This is a genomic window from Pseudomonas sp. D2002, assembly GCF_013385735.1.
Classification (GTDB): domain Bacteria; phylum Pseudomonadota; class Gammaproteobacteria; order Pseudomonadales; family Pseudomonadaceae; genus Aquipseudomonas.
Window position 1 is genome coordinate 63,442 of record NZ_JACAPL010000008.1, and the last position, 15,687, is coordinate 79,128.

Here is a 15,687-nt window from a genome sequence, read left to right on the forward strand (position 1 = left end):
CGATCCGCCAGTTCTGCGCGGCGACGCGTTAAAGGTCGCGCATCAACAGGCCAAACTGCAGGTCCATGTCGGCAGGAAGCGGCACATACACCGTGTGCCCGTCTCCCGGCGCAACCTCGATGGCTTCGCCCTTGGCGTTATGCAGGCTGGCCAGGTCGAAGTGAAAGTTACCGGTGGGTGTCATCAACTCCAGGTGATTGCCCACGGTAAAGCGGTTCTTCACCTTGACCTCAGCCAGCTCGCCACGGCGCGTGCCGGTCAATTCACCGACAAACTGCTGACGTTCCGACACTGAGCTGCCGTTCTGGTAATTCTGGTATTCGTCGTGCACATGGCGGCGCAGGAAACCCTCGGTGTAGCCGCGTTGGGCCAGTGACTCAAGGTTAGCCATCAGGTTGCGGTCAAAGGCGCGACCGGCCACCGCATCGTCGATGGCCTGGCGATACACCTGGGTGGTGCGCGCGCAGTAGAAATGCGATTTGGTGCGGCCTTCGATCTTCAGCGAGTGCACGCCCATGTGCGTCAGGCGCTCCACATGCTGCACTGCGCGCAGGTCCTTGGCATTCATGATGTAGGTGCCGTGTTCATCCTCGAAGGCGGGCATCTGCTCATCCGGGCGATTGGCTTCCTGCAACAGGAACACCTGGTCGGTCGGTGCACCGATGCCCAGGGTCGGCTGGAATTGCTCGACGATGTCGCCCGTGGTGTTTTCCACGGCCGGCGTGGCCTGGTATTTCCAACGGCAGGCGTTGGTGCACGTGCCTTGGTTGGCATCGCGCTTGTTCATATAGCCCGAGAGCAGGCAACGCCCGGAATAGGCCATGCACAGGGCGCCGTGCACAAACACCTCCAGCTCCATGTTTGGCACCTGCTGGCGGATTTCGCCGATCTCTTCCAGCGACAGCTCGCGCGACAGAATCACCCGGCTGATGCCTTGCTGCTGCCAGAACTCGACGCTGGCCCCGTTCACCGTGTTGGCTTGCACCGACAAGTGAATCGGCATCAACGGGAAGTGGCGGCGCACCAGCATGATCAGCCCCGGGTCAGACATGATCAGCGCGTCCGGGCCCATGGCGATGACCGGGGCCAGGTCCTTGAGGAAGGTCTTCAGCTTGGCGTTGTGCGGCGCGATGTTCACCACCACGTAGAAGCGCTTGCCCAGCGCATGGGCTTCCTGGATGCCGAGCGCCAGGTTGGCGTGGTCGAACTCGTTGTTGCGTACGCGCAGGCTGTAGCGCGGCTGGCCGGCGTAGACCGCATCGGCGCCATAGGCGAAGGCGTAGCGCATGTTTTTCAAGGTGCCGGCGGGGGCGAGCAGTTCGGGGGCGATGACGGGTGGCATGGGCTCAAGTCGCAAAAGGTCGCGAGCGTAGTGGAGCCTGGGCGAGCTTTTATTGATCCAGGTCGCCCTTTTGGGATTTTGTATCGCTGTGTATCGGCGGGGGCTTGTCGACATAGGCGCGATACGTCAGGCGGTTTCAATGGCGTCCCCCGTCTCGACAAGGTCATTGCCATGCGACTTATCTCAGCCCTGTTCGTCGGCCTGCTGGTGGCCTTCGCCCTGGTTTCCAACCAGGTCGCCAGCCGTGAAAGTGAAAATGCCCAGGGCGCCATGCCGTCACTGGCGGGTGCAGTCGAATGGCTTAACTCGCCTGAGTTGAGCGCGCAGTCGCTCAAAGGCAAAGTGGTGCTGGTGGATTTCTGGACCTACGACTGCGTCAACTGCCGGCGCGCGCTGCCGTACGTGCAGGCCTGGGCGAAGCGGTACGAGCAGGATGGCCTGGTGGTCATCGGCGTGCACACCCCGGAATACGCCTACGAACACATCACCGGCAACGTCAGGGAGCAGGTGCGCAAGCTGGGCATCACCTACCCGGTAGCCGTCGACAACAACTACGCGATCTGGCGCAGCTTCGATAACCAGTACTGGCCGGCCCACTACTTGATTGATGCCAAGGGGCAGGTGCGTTACAGCCACTTTGGCGAGGGCCGTTATGACGCTCAGGAGCAGATGATCCAGACGCTGTTGAGCGAGGCCAGGGCGGCTGCTTCAAGCCCTTGAATCAAGCGGTCTATGCTTGTTGGAGAATCGAGGGCACTCCGAGGTTTCGCAGCGGACTAAGCAACAGGGCCTACACAGGACCTTTGCTTTTCTGACATGGATCGGACATGAATCAAACCAACCTGCAATTCAAAACCCTGCTGTTGCTGCTGGCCCTGGTGACCATCGCTTTTATCTGGATATTGCTGCCGTTCTACGGCGCAGTGTTCTGGGCGGTGATCCTCGGCATTATCTTTGCCCCGATGCAGCGGCGCCTGCAACAGCGGTTCAACTGGAACCGCAACCTGACGTCGCTGGCGACCCTGACGGTGTGCCTGATCATTGCGATTCTGCCGGTGATCATCACCAGCGTGTTGCTGGTGCAAGAAGGCGCCACGCTCTACAAAAACATCGAAAGCGGCAAATTGGACGTGGCGGGGTATATCGAGCAATTCAAGAACATCTTGCCGCCGTACTTCCAGCATTTGCTCGATCGCTTCGGCATGGGCAACCTGGAAGGCCTGCGCGAAAAGATCGTCAAGAGCGCGATGCAAGGCAGCCAGTTCTTCGCAACCCAGGCATTCAGCTTCGGCCAGGGCACGTTTGATTTCCTGGTGAGCTTTTTCATCATGCTGTACCTGCTGTATTTCCTGCTGCGCGACGGCCCCGAGCTGGTGCGCAAGGTGCGCACGGCGGTGCCGCTGGCCGAGCCGCAAAAGCGCCGTTTGCAGCTCAAGTTCAACCGCGTGGTGCGGGCCACGGTCAAGGGCAACGTACTGGTGGCCGTCACCCAAGGTGCGTTGGGCGGTTTGATTTTCTGGTTTCTGGATATTCCCAGCGCGTTGCTCTGGGCGGTGCTGATGGCGTTTCTATCGCTGTTGCCAGCAGTGGGCGCGGGGATCGTCTGGGGGCCGGTGGCCGCCTACTTCCTGTTGAGCGGTTCGATCTGGCAGGGCGTGGTGCTGGGGTTGTTCGGGGTGTTTGTGATTGGGCTGGTGGACAACGTGCTGCGCCCGATTCTGGTGGGCAAGGACACCAAGATGCCGGACTACCTGATCCTGATCTCGACCCTGGGCGGGCTGTCGGTGTTTGGTTTGAACGGGTTTGTGATCGGGCCGCTGGTGGCGGCGTTGTTTATGTCCAGCTGGGCGTTGTTCGTGGAGAGCAAGCCACGGGTCAAGCTGCCGTTGCCTTGAATATCAGGCGTGCAGCCTGAACGTCGAGGTTTGTTGCAGCTGTTTTTCGGCGGCGGATAACGAGGTGAGCGGGCCGCTGATGGGCTCGCCATCGCGTACCAGGTACCAACAGGCCAGCAACCCATGCGCGCGAAGCGAGGCGGGGACGGCGCTACCGATGACGGACATGATCTGGACAGTGGGCATGAATACCTCCATTTGCTATGGAGGCCACGTTACGGGGTGAGCACGCGCAAGAAAAATCACCTGGCTCGATAGTCGACATCAACGCCAAGCGTCAATCCACCACTTGATCGAGCATATGCACCACCTCCTGCTCACTGAGCAGGCCTTTGCGCACCAGGTTTTCCGCCAGCAGCGAGAGGAACTTCGCGCTGCGGTGGCCTTCGAGGTGCTTGAGTTCGGTCAGCGCGCTGTAGACCTTGCTGGACGTGCACAGGCCAGCGGTGCGGTGCGGGTTTTGCGTGGGCATGGTCGGTCGTCCTTGTTGTTATTGGGTGGACAGGGTCAATAGTGAGTCTGTTTCGTGACGTAAACATGACAGCACGCGTATCGGCCCGGCAAGTAGACATTGGCCTTAATCATGTGCGATTACGGCTCGGCTATTGTCCTCATAGCGACCTTGGCCGTATGAATCCGGACTTTACAGGCAAAAAAAGGCCCCGCGTGTAAGCGAGGCCTGTTCCTGTCATGTCAGTTCAGCGTTACCAGCCGCGACCGTAATAGCCGTGGGGAGGGCCGTAATAGCCGCGCGGTGGGCCGTAATAGACCGGCGCCGGGCGGTAATAAACCTGCTGCTGCACATACACCGGTGGCGGCGGTGCGTAGTAGACCGGAGGAGGCGCGGCATACACCGGTTGCGGCTGCACATACACCGGTTGCTGCACGTAGACCGGCTGGGATTGACTGGCAACCACGGAGCCGACAACGGCTGCGCCGATCAAACCACCCAATATGGCCGGGCCACCCCAACCACCACCGTGGGCGGAGGCTTGGCCTGCCATAGCGAGTGCGCCGATCAGCAAGGCGATTTTGGGGATTTTACGAATCATGGTCATTCCTCGGTTAGCCCCTGCGCTTGTGGTCTGCAATCAATAGACTCAAGGATTGTCGCGGGGATACTTTTAAGACAACGTATTTCTGAAAAACAGCACAGCCGATAGGTAAAGGTTGTGTAAGGTCTGTACCGAATTGCTTACTCACAGGAGTTTTCCATGCAGATGCACCCCAACAAGGACACCCAGCTGTGCATGTCATTGTCGGCGCGCCCCGGTAATTTCGGCTTGCGTTTCCATAACCATCTGTACGAACAGCTGGGTCTGAACTTCTACTATAAAGCCTTCAGCAGCCAGGATTTACCCGGCGCGATCGGCGGTATACGGGCGCTGGGCGTTCGCGGCTGCGGTGTTTCGATGCCGTTCAAGGAAGCCAGCATCGCCTTGGTCGATGAGCTGGACGACTCGGTCAAGGCCATCGCGTCCCTCAATACCATCGTCAACACCAATGGCCACCTCAAGGCCTACAACACAGACTACATCGCCGTCGAACAACTGCTGAAAAAACACGCGGTGCCCAAGGACTCGACCTTCGCCCTGCGTGGCAGCGGCGGCATGGCCAAGGCCGTGGCCAGTGCCTTGCGCGACGGCGGTTATGCCAATGGCGTGATCGTGGCGCGCAACGAGGCGGCGGGCCGGGCGTTGGCCCAGAGCCTGGGCTATGAGTGGCAGGCGCAGCTGGGTGACCTGCGCCCACAGATGCTGGTCAACGTGACGCCGATCGGCATGACCGGTGGGGCCGAGGCAGACCAATTGGCGTTTGACGCTGAAGCGGTGGATGCGGCCGACACGGTCTTTGATGTTGTAGCGATTCCCGCTGAAACGCCGTTGATCGTGCGCGGGCGTGCCAAAGGCAAACGGGTGATTACCGGGCTGGAGGTGATTGCGATCCAGGCGTTGGAGCAGTTTGTGCTGTACACCGGCGTGCGGCCGACGGATGAGCAGTTCCAGGCCGCAGTGGCCTTTGCCCGAAATTAACGCCCTGCGCAGATCCAGATGTGGGAGCGGGCTTTTGTGGGAGCTGGCTTGCCTGCGATAGCCTCAACTCGGTCCTGATGAAAAACCGAGGTGTCTGCATCGCAGGCAAGCCAGCTCCCACATTGTTGCTCGAGTTATGCCTGTTCCAGCTGTGTCAGGCGCTCTTCCAGCGCCGCAATCCGCGCTTCCAGTTCTTCAATGCGCTCCGCAGAAACCCCAGTTCCACGCTCCACCGGATTCCCCCGCGCCGCCAGAATCACCTCAATATCCGCCGGGTCCCCCAGCGCATGGGTATAACGGTCTTCCCGCTGCCCGGCCTGACGCGGCACCAGCAGCGCCAGCCCGCGCGCAATCAAACGCTCCAGCTGGTGCACGACTTGCTCGGCATCTTCAAAATCATGCATGCGCCCGCTGCGGGTCAGCAGTTCATTGACCGTCTGCGGCCCGCGCAGAAACAGCAGGCCGATCAGGATCACCTGGGCCGGCACCAGCTCCAGCGCCTTGTCCACGCGATGCTCCCAGCGGTCGGCGCGGCTGCCCATCACCAGGCGGGTAAAGCCTTGGCCTTCGAGGGCACGCAGGCTCTGGCCGACCTGGCCTTGGCTGAGGTTGGTCACCGGTTCGCGGCTGGTCTTCTGGTTGCAGGCCAGCACCAGGGCGTTGAGGGTCAGGGGATACGTCTCCGGGTTGGTCGCCTGTTTTTCGATCAGGCAGCCCAGGATGCGGATTTCCGTGCTGTTCAGGCGCGGCTCAGGGGTCTCGGTGTCGTGCTCGGCGGTCATCGCGCTTTCCCTATGCAGTGAATGCACTAGCCTAAGCCCGAAAAAATAAAAGACAAGCGGCGGGCATGTCTATAATCGCCGCTGGTTCCAAACCCTGCCATTACCGCGAGACTGTCATGACTATTTCCCTGTACGCCGCCTCCATCCCGGTTTTCAAGCAAATGCTCAACGCCCTGAGCGATGTGCTGAACAAAGCCGAAGCCCACGCCACCGCCAAGAACATCGAGCCGAACGCCTTGTTGCAAGCGCGTCTGTTCCCGGACATGTTCCAACTGGTGCGCCAAGTGCAGATCGCCGTCGACTTCGCCAAGGGCGTTTCCGCCCGCCTGGCCGAGATCGAAGTGCCGAAGTACGAAGACAGCGAAGTCACCTTCGCCGACCTGCAAGCCCTGATCGCCAAAGTGCTGGCGTTTGTCGACACCATCAAGCCTGAGCAAATCGACGGCAAAGAAGGTATCGAGATCATTACCCGCCCAGGCACGCCGAAAGAGAAGCGCTTCAGCGGCCAGTCCTACCTGCTGACCTACGGCCTGCCGCAGTTCTTCTTCCATGTCACCACCGCTTACGCCTTGCTGCGCCATAACGGCGTGGAAGTGGGCAAGCGTGATTACATGGGCGCTTTCTAAGCATCCAGATACAAAAAAGCCCGGGGCGTCCTTTGTTGAACGCCCCGGGCTTTTTTACGCCTGATGTTTAAGCTGGCTGCTGTTCCTTGCCTAAACACGCCGCTGCGGTAAACAGCACATCGGTGGACGAATTAAGCGCGGTTTCCGCCGAGTCCTGCAGCACGCCAATGATGAAGCCGACGGCCACCACTTGCATGGCGATCTCACTGGGAATGCCGAACAGGCTGCACGCCAGGGGAATCAACAGCAGAGAACCGCCGGCCACACCCGACGCCCCACACGCACACACCGCCGCGACCACGCTGAGCAGCACGGCGGTCGGCAGGTCCACGGCGATCCCGAGGGTGTGCACGGCGGCCAGGGTCAGCACGGTGATGGTGATCGCGGCACCGGCCATGTTGATCGTCGCCCCCAGCGGGATCGACACCGAGTAGGTGTCTTCATGCAGGCCCAGGCGCTTGCTCAGCGCCAGGTTCACCGGGATATTCGCCGCCGAACTGCGTGTGAAGAACGCGGTAATACCGCTTTCACGCAGGCACATCAACACCAGTGGATAAGGGTTGCGGCGCAGTTTCCAGAACACGATGGCCGGGTTGACCACCAGCGCCACGAACAGCATGCAGCCGATCAACACCACCAACAGGTGGGCGTAGCCGAGCAGGGCGCCGAAACCGGAGGTGGCCAGGGTCGAGGCCACCAGGCCGAAGATGCCCAGCGGCGCAAAGCGAATCACCACGCGCACAATCAGTGTCACGCCGTTGGACAGATCATCGAGCACGGTACGTGTGGTTTCACCGGCATGGCGAATCGCGACGCCCATGCCGATGGCCCAGGCCAGGATGCCGATAAAGTTGGCGTTCATCAATGCGCTGACAGGGTTGTCGACCACGCTGAGCAACAGGCTTTGCAGCACCTCGCCGATGCCGCCGGGGGCGCTTACCGTCACGTCATGCGTGGCCAGCACCAGGAGCGATGGAAACAGTGTACTGGCGACCACCGCCACGACGGCGGCGGCAAATGTCCCCAGCAAGTACAGGAACAAAATCGGCTTGATATGAGTTTCCTGGCCGTGTTTATGGTTGGCGATCGAGGCCATGACCAGCACAAACACCAGAATCGGGGCGACGGCTTTCAATGCGGTGACAAATACCTTGCCGATAAAACCGGTGGCTTTGGCCGCTTCGGGCAACAGCAGGGCTAGCAGAATGCCGGCGATCAAGCCGATGAGGATTTGCGTGACCAGGCTGACGCGTGTCAGTCGCTGGAAGAGGGAAGGGGCGGCAGTCATAAACAGTTGTCTCTAGTTCTTTTAGTGGGACGCAGCATTGCAGGCAGTAGGCCCTGGAGGAAGCAGGCGCAAAGTCTAACATGCTGTAGGAAATGTCCTTGTTGGTGCGGCATTCCGTCACCGCGCCCGTAGGCTTTGGCCAAATCCAGACATACTCTGTTAACATTCTCGTCTCTCACCTTTCCTATCCGTCAGCGAGCCCTTCGGGCTGTCGTTGATGTCGTCGTTTCTGGAGTTTTCATGCTGTTTCCCATCCTGCTGCTGTCGGCCGCCGGCTTTACCGTGCTGACCACAGAATTCATTATCGTCGGGCTGTTGCCGGCTATTGCCCGGGACCTGAATGTCAGCGTGTCCCAGGCGGGGTTATTGGTGACGTTGTTCGCCTTTACCGTGGCCGCCTTTGGCCCGTTTCTGACGGCGTACTTCGCGCGCTTCCCACGCAAACGCCTGTTTATCAGCATCCTGCTCATGTTCGGCGTGGCCAACACGGTGGCCGCGTTGGCGCCGAATATTTGGGTGATGGCGTTCGCACGCTTGATTCCGGCGTTGGGCTTGCCGGTGTTCTGGGCCTTGGCCAGCGAGACGGCGGTGGATATCGTCGGCCCTGAATATGCCGGTCGGGCCATCGAAAAGATTGGCTTTGGCATCGTCTGTGCCACGGTGTTCGGCATTCCCGTGGGCACCTTGATTTCCGACATGTTCGGCTGGCGCACCGCGTTCGCCATCCTCGCAGTGGTGGCGTTGGCCAAGGCCTTGCTGCTGTTTATCTACTTGCCGGTGACCAAACCGAAGAACGACCTGGTGACACTGCGCTCGCAGTTCAAGATCCTGCGCAACCCGCTGATGCAGGGGCATATTTTGTTGTCGATCCTGGTGTTCAGCGGCATGTTTACCGCCTACACCTACCTGGCCGATATCCTTGAGCGCCTGGCCGGGTTCGACGGCACGCTGGTGGGCTGGTGCCTGATGGGGTTTGGCGCGGTCGGCCTGCTCGGCAACTCCCTGGGCGGGCGCGCGGTGGATCGTCACCCGTTGATCGCCTCCATGGTGTTCTGTGGGTTCATGATCGCGGGCATGGTGGCCTTGGTCCCGGCTATTCACTCAACGATTGGCCTGGCGGCGGCGATGGCGGTGTGGGGCGTGACCCAGGCGGCGATGTTTCTGGTCAGCCATGTGCGGTTGATGAAGGCCGCGCCTCACGCACCGGCGTTTGCGGCATCGTTGAACATTGCCGGGGCCAACCTGGGCATTGGCCTGGGCGCGATGGTGGGCGGGCATGTGATCGACACCCTCGGCTTGGGCAGCCTGGGCTTTGCGGCGTCGGGTTTTATTCTGGTGTCGATCCTGCTGGCGCTTGGGCTGATGACTGCCAAGCCGACTGCCGCCAGCGCCTGAATCATTAGGGCAGGGCGGTAAACAATTCGCGCCGAGCACCTTCGGTAATCGCCACGATGCCGGGGTGCTTGACCTTGCGCTCTACCGAAATCGCGTAGAACGACTCGGTGACCGCATCGGTCTGGCCAATCAGCGCCACCCCGTACTGGCGCACCACCTCATCGGCAATCACGCTGGGGGCGATAAAGATGCCGCTGCCGGATTGGCCAAACGCCTGCATCAACGCGCTGTCGTCGAATTCGCCGATGATCTTCGGTTGAATCTGTTGCTCGGCGAACCAGCGCTGCAAACGGCTGCGCACCACCGTTTCTGCACCTGGAATCAACAGCGGCGCGCCCTGCAGGCAGCGTGGGAAATCGCCGCCGTATTGGTCAGCCAATGCCTGGGTGGCGAAAAAGCTGATGCCGCATTCGCCCAACTTCTGGCTGTAGCCTTTGATGTCCAAGTGCGTCGGCATGGGGCTGTCGGAGATCACCAGGTCCAGGCGCTGGATCGCCAGGTCGGCCAATAAACGTTCGAGTTTATCCTCGCGACAGGTGATACGGATCGGTTCGCTCAGCTCCATGGTCGGCGCGATCAGCCGATAGACGATGGATTTAGGCACCACATCCGCCACCCCAACCCGGAACAGAATCTGCTGTTCATTGGGCTCTGCGCGCAACAGCGCCTCCAGTTCATTGCCGGTCTGGAACATTTGCTCGGCGTAGGGCAGGGCCCGTCGCCCGGCCTCGGTGAGTTCCAGCTGCCGCCCCACGCGCTGAAACAGCGCAACGCCGAAGGTTTGCTCGAGCAGGCTGATCTGCCCGCTGATGGTCTGCGGCGTGAGGTTCAGTTGCTCGCAGGCGCGCACGATGCTGCCGGTCTTGGCCACCACCCAGAAATAATGCAACTGTCGGTAATTGAGCATGGCGACCTACACTTCGTAAAAAGCGAAGTATACGTGAGAAAAATACGAATTTTTCTGAACTGTTCATCTGCATAGAATGCCTCGCTATCGAGGGGCCACTATTTGGACCCAATGGTTCTAACGAGGAATACATCATGAAACTCAATTCCCTGGGCGCCGCGTCGTTGCTTGCGCTTTCATTGGTAATGGTCAGCGGTTGTGATCAGGTGGAAAAGAGCGCGCAGCAAGTGCTGGGCAAAGCCACCGAATCCGCCAAGCAAGCCATCGATGACACCCATAAGGCTGCCGAGCAGGCATTGAGTGAAGCGACGCAGGGCTTGATCAGTCCGCAGAAGAAAGCTGATCAGCCAGAAAAAGAACCTGAATCGAACAGTAAAGAAGCCTAATTCCCCAGCACAACGTCAGGACTGACCTATGGATTACCTTTTACAACTGGCTGCCAGCCCCACCGCCTGGGTCGCACTGGCCACCTTGATCGTTATGGAAATCGTGCTGGGCATCGATAACCTGATCTTTATCTCGATCCTCACCAACAAATTGCCCGAGAAGCATCGCGCCAAGGCACGACGCATCGGTATCAGCATGGCGTTGGTGTTGCGCCTGGGCCTGTTGAGCACCATCGCGTTTATCGTGCAGTTGACCGCGCCGGTGTTTGAAATCTTCGGCCAGGCGTTTTCGTGGAAGGACATGATCCTGATCGCCGGTGGCCTGTTCCTGGTGTGGAAGGCGACCACCGAGATCCATCACAGCATGGACCCGGAGCCCGAGGAAAAAGCCAGCACCGGCGCCGTGGTGTCCATCGGTTTCGCGGCGGCGATTGGCCAGATCCTGTTGCTCGACCTGGTGTTCTCCATCGACAGCATCATTACGGCGGTGGGGATGACCGAGCACTTGCCGATCATGATCATTGCCGTGGTGACCTCGGTCATCGTGATGCTGGTGGCGGCTGAACCGTTGGCCAAGTTCATCAACGACAACCCGACGGTGGTAATGCTGGCCCTGGGCTTCCTGATCATGATCGGCATGACGCTGATCGCTGAAGGCTTCGGTGCCCCTGTGCCAAAAGGCTACGTGTATGCAGCCATGGCGTTCTCGGCGGTGATCGAGTGCCTGAACATCGCACGGCGCAATCGCCACAAGCGTCTGCTCGCCGCCAGGCAGTAACAGCGCAAATGCAAAAGCCGGCTGGGCTCACAAGAGCCCAGCCGGCTTTTTGCTGTCTGATAGAATCCGCTCACTTGTTACCTTGAGGTCCACCATGAACGAGCCGATTCGCCTCACCCAGTACAGCCACGGCGCGGGTTGCGGCTGCAAGATCTCACCCCAGGTGCTTGAAGTGATCCTCGCCGGCAGCGGCGCACAGAACCTTGACCCCAACCTGTGGGTCGGCAACGCCTCGCGCGACGACGCGGCCGTGTACGCCATCGACGACGAACGTGGGGTGGTTTCCACTACCGATTTCTTCATGCCGATTGTCGATGACCCCTTCGACTTCGGCCGCATTGCCGCCACCAACGCGATCAGCGATATCTACGCCATGGGCGGCGACCCGTTGATGGCCATCGCCATTCTGGGCTGGCCCGTGAATGTGCTGGCGCCGGAAATTGCCCGTGAAGTGATCCGTGGTGGCCGCTCGGTGTGCGATGCCGCCGGTATCCCGCTGGCCGGCGGGCACTCCATCGACGCCCCGGAGCCGATCTTCGGCCTCGCCGTGACCGGCATCGTGCAAAAGCGCCATATGAAACGTAACGATACCGCCACTGCCGGGTGCAAGCTGTACCTCACCAAACCCTTGGGTATCGGCATCCTCACCACCGCCGAAAAGAAGGGCAAATTGCGCGAGGCGGATATCGGCCTGGCGCGTGACTGGATGTGCACCCTGAACAAACCCGGTAGCCGTTTCGGCAAATTGGCCGGCGTGACCGCCATGACCGACGTCACCGGTTTCGGCCTGCTCGGCCATCTGGTGGAAATGGCTGACGGCAGCGCTCTGACGGCGCGCATCGAATATGAAAAAGTCCCACGCCTGCCAGGGGTCGAGGACTACCTGGACCAGGGCTGCATGCCCGGTGGCACCTTGCGCAACTTCGACAGCTATTCGAGCAAACTTGGGCGCCTGCAAGAGCTGCACAAACGCGTGCTGTGCGACCCGCAAACCAGCGGTGGCTTGCTGATCGCCGTTACCGCCGATGGCGACGCCGAATTCCACACGGTGGCCGCAGAGCTGGGCCTGAGCCTTGAGCCGATCGGCGAACTGGTTGAGCGACAGACCCACGCGGTAGAGGTGTTTTGATGGCAACTGACATCACCGACTACCGCGACATCTTCCTCAACGACCGGCCGATGATGGATACCCGCGCGCCGATCGAGTTCATCAAGGGGGCGTTCCCCGGGGTGATCAATTTGCCACTGATGACCGACGACGAGCGCCAGCGGGTCGGCACCTGCTACAAGCAGCAGGGCCAGCAGGCAGCAATCGTTTTGGGGCATGAATTGGTGTCCGGAGCGATCAAGGATAAGCGCATCGAACAATGGGCGCAGTTCGCCAAGGCCAACCCTGACGGTTACTTGTATTGTTTTCGCGGTGGGCTGCGTTCGCAGATCGTGCAGCAATGGTTGAAGACCGAAGCCGGCATCGAGTATCCGCGCGTCGGCGGTGGCTACAAGGCCATGCGCACCTTTCTGCTGGAGACGCTGGAGCACGCCACAGCCGAGTGTGATTTTGTGCTGTTGGGCGGCATGACCGGCACCGGCAAAACCGAAGTGCTCAGCCAGTTGCGCAACGCCCTGGACCTGGAGCGGCACGCCAACCATCGCGGTTCCAGCTTCGGCAAACGCGCCACATCACAACCCTCAAACATCGACTTCGAAAACCGCTTGGCGGTGGACCTGCTGAAAAAACGCGCAGGGGGAATCGAGCAATTTGTGGTTGAGGACGAGAGCCGCATGATCGGCAGTTGCGCGTTGCCGCTGCCGTTGCACAAGGGTATGCAGACGTTCCCGATGGTATGGCTGGAGGACAGCATCGAGGGCCGCGTCGAAAGAATTCTGTGCGATTACGTGGTGGATCTGTGCGCCGAGTTCATCCAGGTATTCGGCGAAAACGGCCAGGCACTGTTTGCCGAGCGTCTGACCCAGAGCCTTGCCAATATCCACAAACGCCTGGGTGGTGAGCGCTTCCAGCGGCTGCACACGGTCCTGCAGGACGCCCTGGCAGAACAGGCCCGCAGTGGCGCGGTAGACTTGCACCGCGTGTGGATCGAAGGCTTGCTGCGTGAGTATTACGACCCGATGTACGCTTTTCAGCGTGAAAGCAAAGGCGCGCGGATCGAGTTTGCGGGGGAGCAGGGCGCGGTGGTGGAGTACTTGCGCGAAAGGCTGGGGTGACTTTATTGGCGCCATCGCAGGCAAGCCAGCTCCCACATTTGAGGGCATTCACCGATCAAATTGTGGGAGCTGGCTTGCCTGCGATAAGGCCCTCAGCCTCACCAGGAACCTAAAGAATCACCGCCCCGATCAACCCACACACCACCCCCACCAACATCGTCAGCCCCGCCACCGTCACCAGCACCCGCGCATCGAAATCCTTGCGCAGCATCAACAGCGACGGCAGGCTCACGCTGGGCAGGGTCATCAGCAAGGCTACAGCCGGGCCGGTGCCCATGCCCAGGGTCATCATGGTTTGTACGATAGGGATCTCGGCGGCGGTAGGAATCACGAACAGCGTGCCGACGATCGCCAGCGGCACCAGCCACATCAGGCTGTTGGCCATCGCCCCGTCGACGTGGGGGAACAGCCAGACCCGCGCGGCCCCCAAGACCAGCACGGCCAGGATATAAACGGGGATCGTGCTCCAGAACAACTGCCACAGGGTACGCAACCAACGGGTCAGGAACGGCTGCGACTCGCTTTGACTGACGTCGGCCACCGCATCCAGCGCGGCTTCCGGCACCTGATCGGGCCGGGCAATTCGCTGTGCCACCAAGGACACGCCCACCACCAACACAATCCCTGCCACCAGCCGCAATGCGGTAAAGCCCCAGCCCAGCACAAAACCCATGAACACCAGGGTTGCCGGGTTCAATACCGGGTTGGCGATCCAGAACGCCAGCGCCGCGCCCACCGACACCTGCTGACGGCGCATGCCTGCCGCCACCGGTGCCGCGCAGCAACTGCACATCATCCCTGGCAGGGCGAACAGGCCACCGCGCAGGGTCGACCTCAGGCCGGCTCGACCAAAAAGGCGCAGCAGCCAGTCACGGGGGATCAACACTTGCAGCAGTGAACCCAGAATCACCGCCAGCACGGCGGCTTTCCAGATTGCCAGGAAATACACTTGGGCATAGGCCAGCGCGGCCGCCAGGGGGGCGGTTTGCTGATCATTGAGAATCGAGGCGCCGATGCTGTGGTTATCCGCTGCCACGAACGCCTTGAGGTAGTAGGGCGACCACTTCACGTAGTAGAGGCCGATGCAGGCCACCAGCACGAACAGCGCTGGTTTCCACCAGAACGACCAGCCCCGGTTAGGCTGGGTGGAGATGAGGTTGGGCATGGTGCAGGTCCGCAGATGATTCAATAGCGGGGCATCATACGCCTGTGTCAGATATCCGCAGCTGGTTGAGTTGCATCCGGGCACGTCTGCTGGCCGTTATCCAGGCCTTGCTTGTAGTTGCGGCTCAGCAGCGATGCCTTGCCGTTGTGCCAGGTCAACGTCAGCACATACAGGGTGTCGTAGTCACTGCCCGACCAATCGTCGGTGATGGTGTGTTTTTCACCCGAGGCTTCACTGGCGACCTTGTTGATCAGCTCCGGCAGGTAGCCGTGGGACCACGCGGTGTAGATGATCGCGTTGTGGTACTTGTCTTCCACCAGCTCGTCCGCAAGGTCGCTGGTGTCGTTGGCGGAGAACTTGATGTTGACCGGCAGGCCGAGCTTGATGGCGCTGGGGCTGATGGTCATCAATGGCCGAATGTAGCTGTAGGAGTTGTCCTTTTCGCCTTCCTCGACATTACGCGTCGGGTTAGGGGCGAACACAAAGTTGGCCTTGCCGAATTTCTGCGGCAGCACGGTGGCCAGGTTCATCGCGCGGTTCAGGCCCTGGCAGTTGAGCTGGCCGAGGCCGCCGGCAGGTTTTTCGCCGTGGCGCAGGAATACCAGGGTTTGCACGCCGTCCACGGGGCCGGCGCTGCTGATGCGTGATTCCAGGCTCAGGCCGATTGCGCCGCCCGCCACGAGCAGCGGCAACATAATGTATGAATAACGTTTAAGACGTCGCGCAAGGCACAGAGGCTTGATTCTCATTGTGGGTTCGAGTCTTCAGTGCATCGGATTAAGGCGGACAAGCCCGGCCCCAGCGACGCATCCGGCGTCCTGTGGTTTTTCCGTGTCGTTGTAACAGGGTGTCTCCTTTCACCGTCAT

The 15,687-nt window shown here is 60.5% G+C and carries 17 protein-coding genes and 1 pseudogene; 9 read left to right on the forward strand and 9 right to left on the reverse strand.

The window, feature by feature from the left end:
• Nucleotides 1-28 precede the first annotated feature (28 nt).
• Nucleotides 29-1,342, reverse strand: a complete 1,314-nt coding sequence (gene yegQ / locus HX783_RS16880; protein WP_177017634.1) for a tRNA 5-hydroxyuridine modification protein YegQ — start codon at nucleotides 1,340-1,342, stop codon at nucleotides 29-31.
• Nucleotides 1,343-1,597: 255 nt separating this feature from the next.
• Between yegQ and HX783_RS16885 the strand changes: the two are divergent.
• Both HX783_RS16885 and HX783_RS16890 read left to right on the forward strand, forming a co-directional pair.
• Nucleotides 1,598-2,062: pseudogene (locus tag HX783_RS16885) on the forward strand (thioredoxin family protein); the annotation flags it as partial.
• 107 nt (nucleotides 2,063-2,169) lie between these two features.
• Nucleotides 2,170-3,237, forward strand: a complete 1,068-nt coding sequence (locus HX783_RS16890) for an AI-2E family transporter (protein ID WP_159955261.1) — start codon at nucleotides 2,170-2,172, stop codon at nucleotides 3,235-3,237.
• A 3-nt stretch (nucleotides 3,238-3,240) separates the two neighbouring features.
• Here the strand turns inward: HX783_RS16890 and HX783_RS16895 are convergent, their stop codons facing one another.
• The 3 genes from HX783_RS16895 to HX783_RS16905 all read right to left on the reverse strand — a co-directional run bounded on the left by HX783_RS16895 (nucleotide 3,241) and on the right by HX783_RS16905 (nucleotide 4,295).
• Nucleotides 3,241-3,423, reverse strand: coding sequence for a hypothetical protein (locus HX783_RS16895; RefSeq protein WP_159955262.1), 183 nt, complete (start codon nucleotides 3,421-3,423; stop codon nucleotides 3,241-3,243).
• A gap of 91 nt (nucleotides 3,424-3,514) precedes the next feature.
• Nucleotides 3,515-3,709 (reverse strand): hypothetical protein, encoded by a 195-nt coding sequence (locus tag HX783_RS16900; protein ID WP_104502410.1) that lies wholly within the window; start codon nucleotides 3,707-3,709, stop codon nucleotides 3,515-3,517.
• Nucleotides 3,710-3,941: 232 nt separating this feature from the next.
• Complete coding sequence (locus HX783_RS16905) at nucleotides 3,942-4,295, reverse strand: hypothetical protein (protein WP_078741781.1); 354 nt, start codon at nucleotides 4,293-4,295, stop codon at nucleotides 3,942-3,944.
• 156 nt (nucleotides 4,296-4,451) lie between these two features.
• Here HX783_RS16905 and HX783_RS16910 point away from each other — a divergent pair, with 156 nt between their 5' ends.
• Nucleotides 4,452-5,270: a shikimate 5-dehydrogenase gene (locus tag HX783_RS16910; RefSeq protein ID WP_159955263.1), complete on the forward strand. Its 819-nt coding sequence runs from the start codon at nucleotides 4,452-4,454 to the stop codon at nucleotides 5,268-5,270.
• A 134-nt stretch (nucleotides 5,271-5,404) separates the two neighbouring features.
• Here HX783_RS16910 and HX783_RS16915 read toward each other — a convergent pair whose 3' ends face one another.
• Nucleotides 5,405-6,052, reverse strand: coding sequence for a YceH family protein (locus HX783_RS16915; RefSeq protein ID WP_177017636.1), 648 nt, complete (start codon nucleotides 6,050-6,052; stop codon nucleotides 5,405-5,407).
• A 116-nt stretch (nucleotides 6,053-6,168) separates the two neighbouring features.
• On the opposite strand from HX783_RS16915, the gene HX783_RS16920 reads away from it, so the two are divergent.
• Nucleotides 6,169-6,678 carry a DUF1993 family protein gene (locus HX783_RS16920; protein ID WP_053255427.1) on the forward strand — a complete coding sequence of 170 codons (510 nt, stop codon included), beginning with the start codon at nucleotides 6,169-6,171 and terminating at the stop codon, nucleotides 6,676-6,678.
• A 67-nt stretch (nucleotides 6,679-6,745) separates the two neighbouring features.
• On the opposite strand, the gene sstT is transcribed toward HX783_RS16920, so the two are convergent.
• Nucleotides 6,746-7,966 carry a serine/threonine transporter SstT gene (gene sstT, locus HX783_RS16925; protein ID WP_177017637.1) on the reverse strand — a complete coding sequence of 407 codons (1,221 nt, stop codon included), beginning with the start codon at nucleotides 7,964-7,966 and terminating at the stop codon, nucleotides 6,746-6,748.
• 240 nt (nucleotides 7,967-8,206) lie between these two features.
• On the opposite strand from sstT, the gene HX783_RS16930 reads away from it, so the two are divergent.
• Nucleotides 8,207-9,361, forward strand: coding sequence for an MFS transporter (locus HX783_RS16930; protein ID WP_177017638.1), 1,155 nt, complete (start codon nucleotides 8,207-8,209; stop codon nucleotides 9,359-9,361).
• Between the two features lie 4 nt (nucleotides 9,362-9,365).
• Here the strand turns inward: HX783_RS16930 and nhaR are convergent, their stop codons facing one another.
• Nucleotides 9,366-10,268, reverse strand: a complete 903-nt coding sequence (gene nhaR, locus HX783_RS16935) for a transcriptional activator NhaR (protein WP_177017639.1) — start codon at nucleotides 10,266-10,268, stop codon at nucleotides 9,366-9,368.
• A 134-nt stretch (nucleotides 10,269-10,402) separates the two neighbouring features.
• Between nhaR and HX783_RS16940 the strand changes: the two genes are divergently transcribed.
• The 4 genes from HX783_RS16940 to mnmH all read left to right on the forward strand — a co-directional run bounded on the left by HX783_RS16940 (nucleotide 10,403) and on the right by mnmH (nucleotide 13,655).
• Nucleotides 10,403-10,654: a hypothetical protein gene (locus HX783_RS16940; protein ID WP_159955268.1), complete on the forward strand. Its 252-nt coding sequence runs from the start codon at nucleotides 10,403-10,405 to the stop codon at nucleotides 10,652-10,654.
• A gap of 28 nt (nucleotides 10,655-10,682) precedes the next feature.
• Nucleotides 10,683-11,432 carry a TerC family protein gene (locus tag HX783_RS16945; protein ID WP_177017640.1) on the forward strand — a complete coding sequence of 250 codons (750 nt, stop codon included), beginning with the start codon at nucleotides 10,683-10,685 and terminating at the stop codon, nucleotides 11,430-11,432.
• Nucleotides 11,433-11,526: 94 nt separating this feature from the next.
• A complete protein-coding gene (gene selD / locus HX783_RS16950; RefSeq protein ID WP_177017641.1) occupies nucleotides 11,527-12,561 on the forward strand; it encodes a selenide, water dikinase SelD in 1,035 nt (344 codons plus the stop codon).
• Nucleotides 12,561-13,655 carry a tRNA 2-selenouridine(34) synthase MnmH gene (gene mnmH, locus HX783_RS16955; protein WP_177017642.1) on the forward strand — a complete coding sequence of 365 codons (1,095 nt, stop codon included), beginning with the start codon at nucleotides 12,561-12,563 and terminating at the stop codon, nucleotides 13,653-13,655. The genes selD and mnmH overlap by 1 nt, the downstream gene beginning before the upstream one ends.
• A 109-nt stretch (nucleotides 13,656-13,764) precedes the next feature.
• Here the strand turns inward: mnmH and HX783_RS16960 are convergent, their stop codons facing one another.
• A complete protein-coding gene (locus HX783_RS16960; RefSeq protein ID WP_177017643.1) occupies nucleotides 13,765-14,820 on the reverse strand; it encodes a permease in 1,056 nt (351 codons plus the stop codon).
• A 47-nt stretch (nucleotides 14,821-14,867) separates the two neighbouring features.
• Nucleotides 14,868-15,569, reverse strand: coding sequence for a histidine phosphatase family protein (locus HX783_RS16965; protein WP_177017644.1), 702 nt, complete (start codon nucleotides 15,567-15,569; stop codon nucleotides 14,868-14,870).
• Between the last annotated feature and the right edge of the window lie 118 nt (nucleotides 15,570-15,687).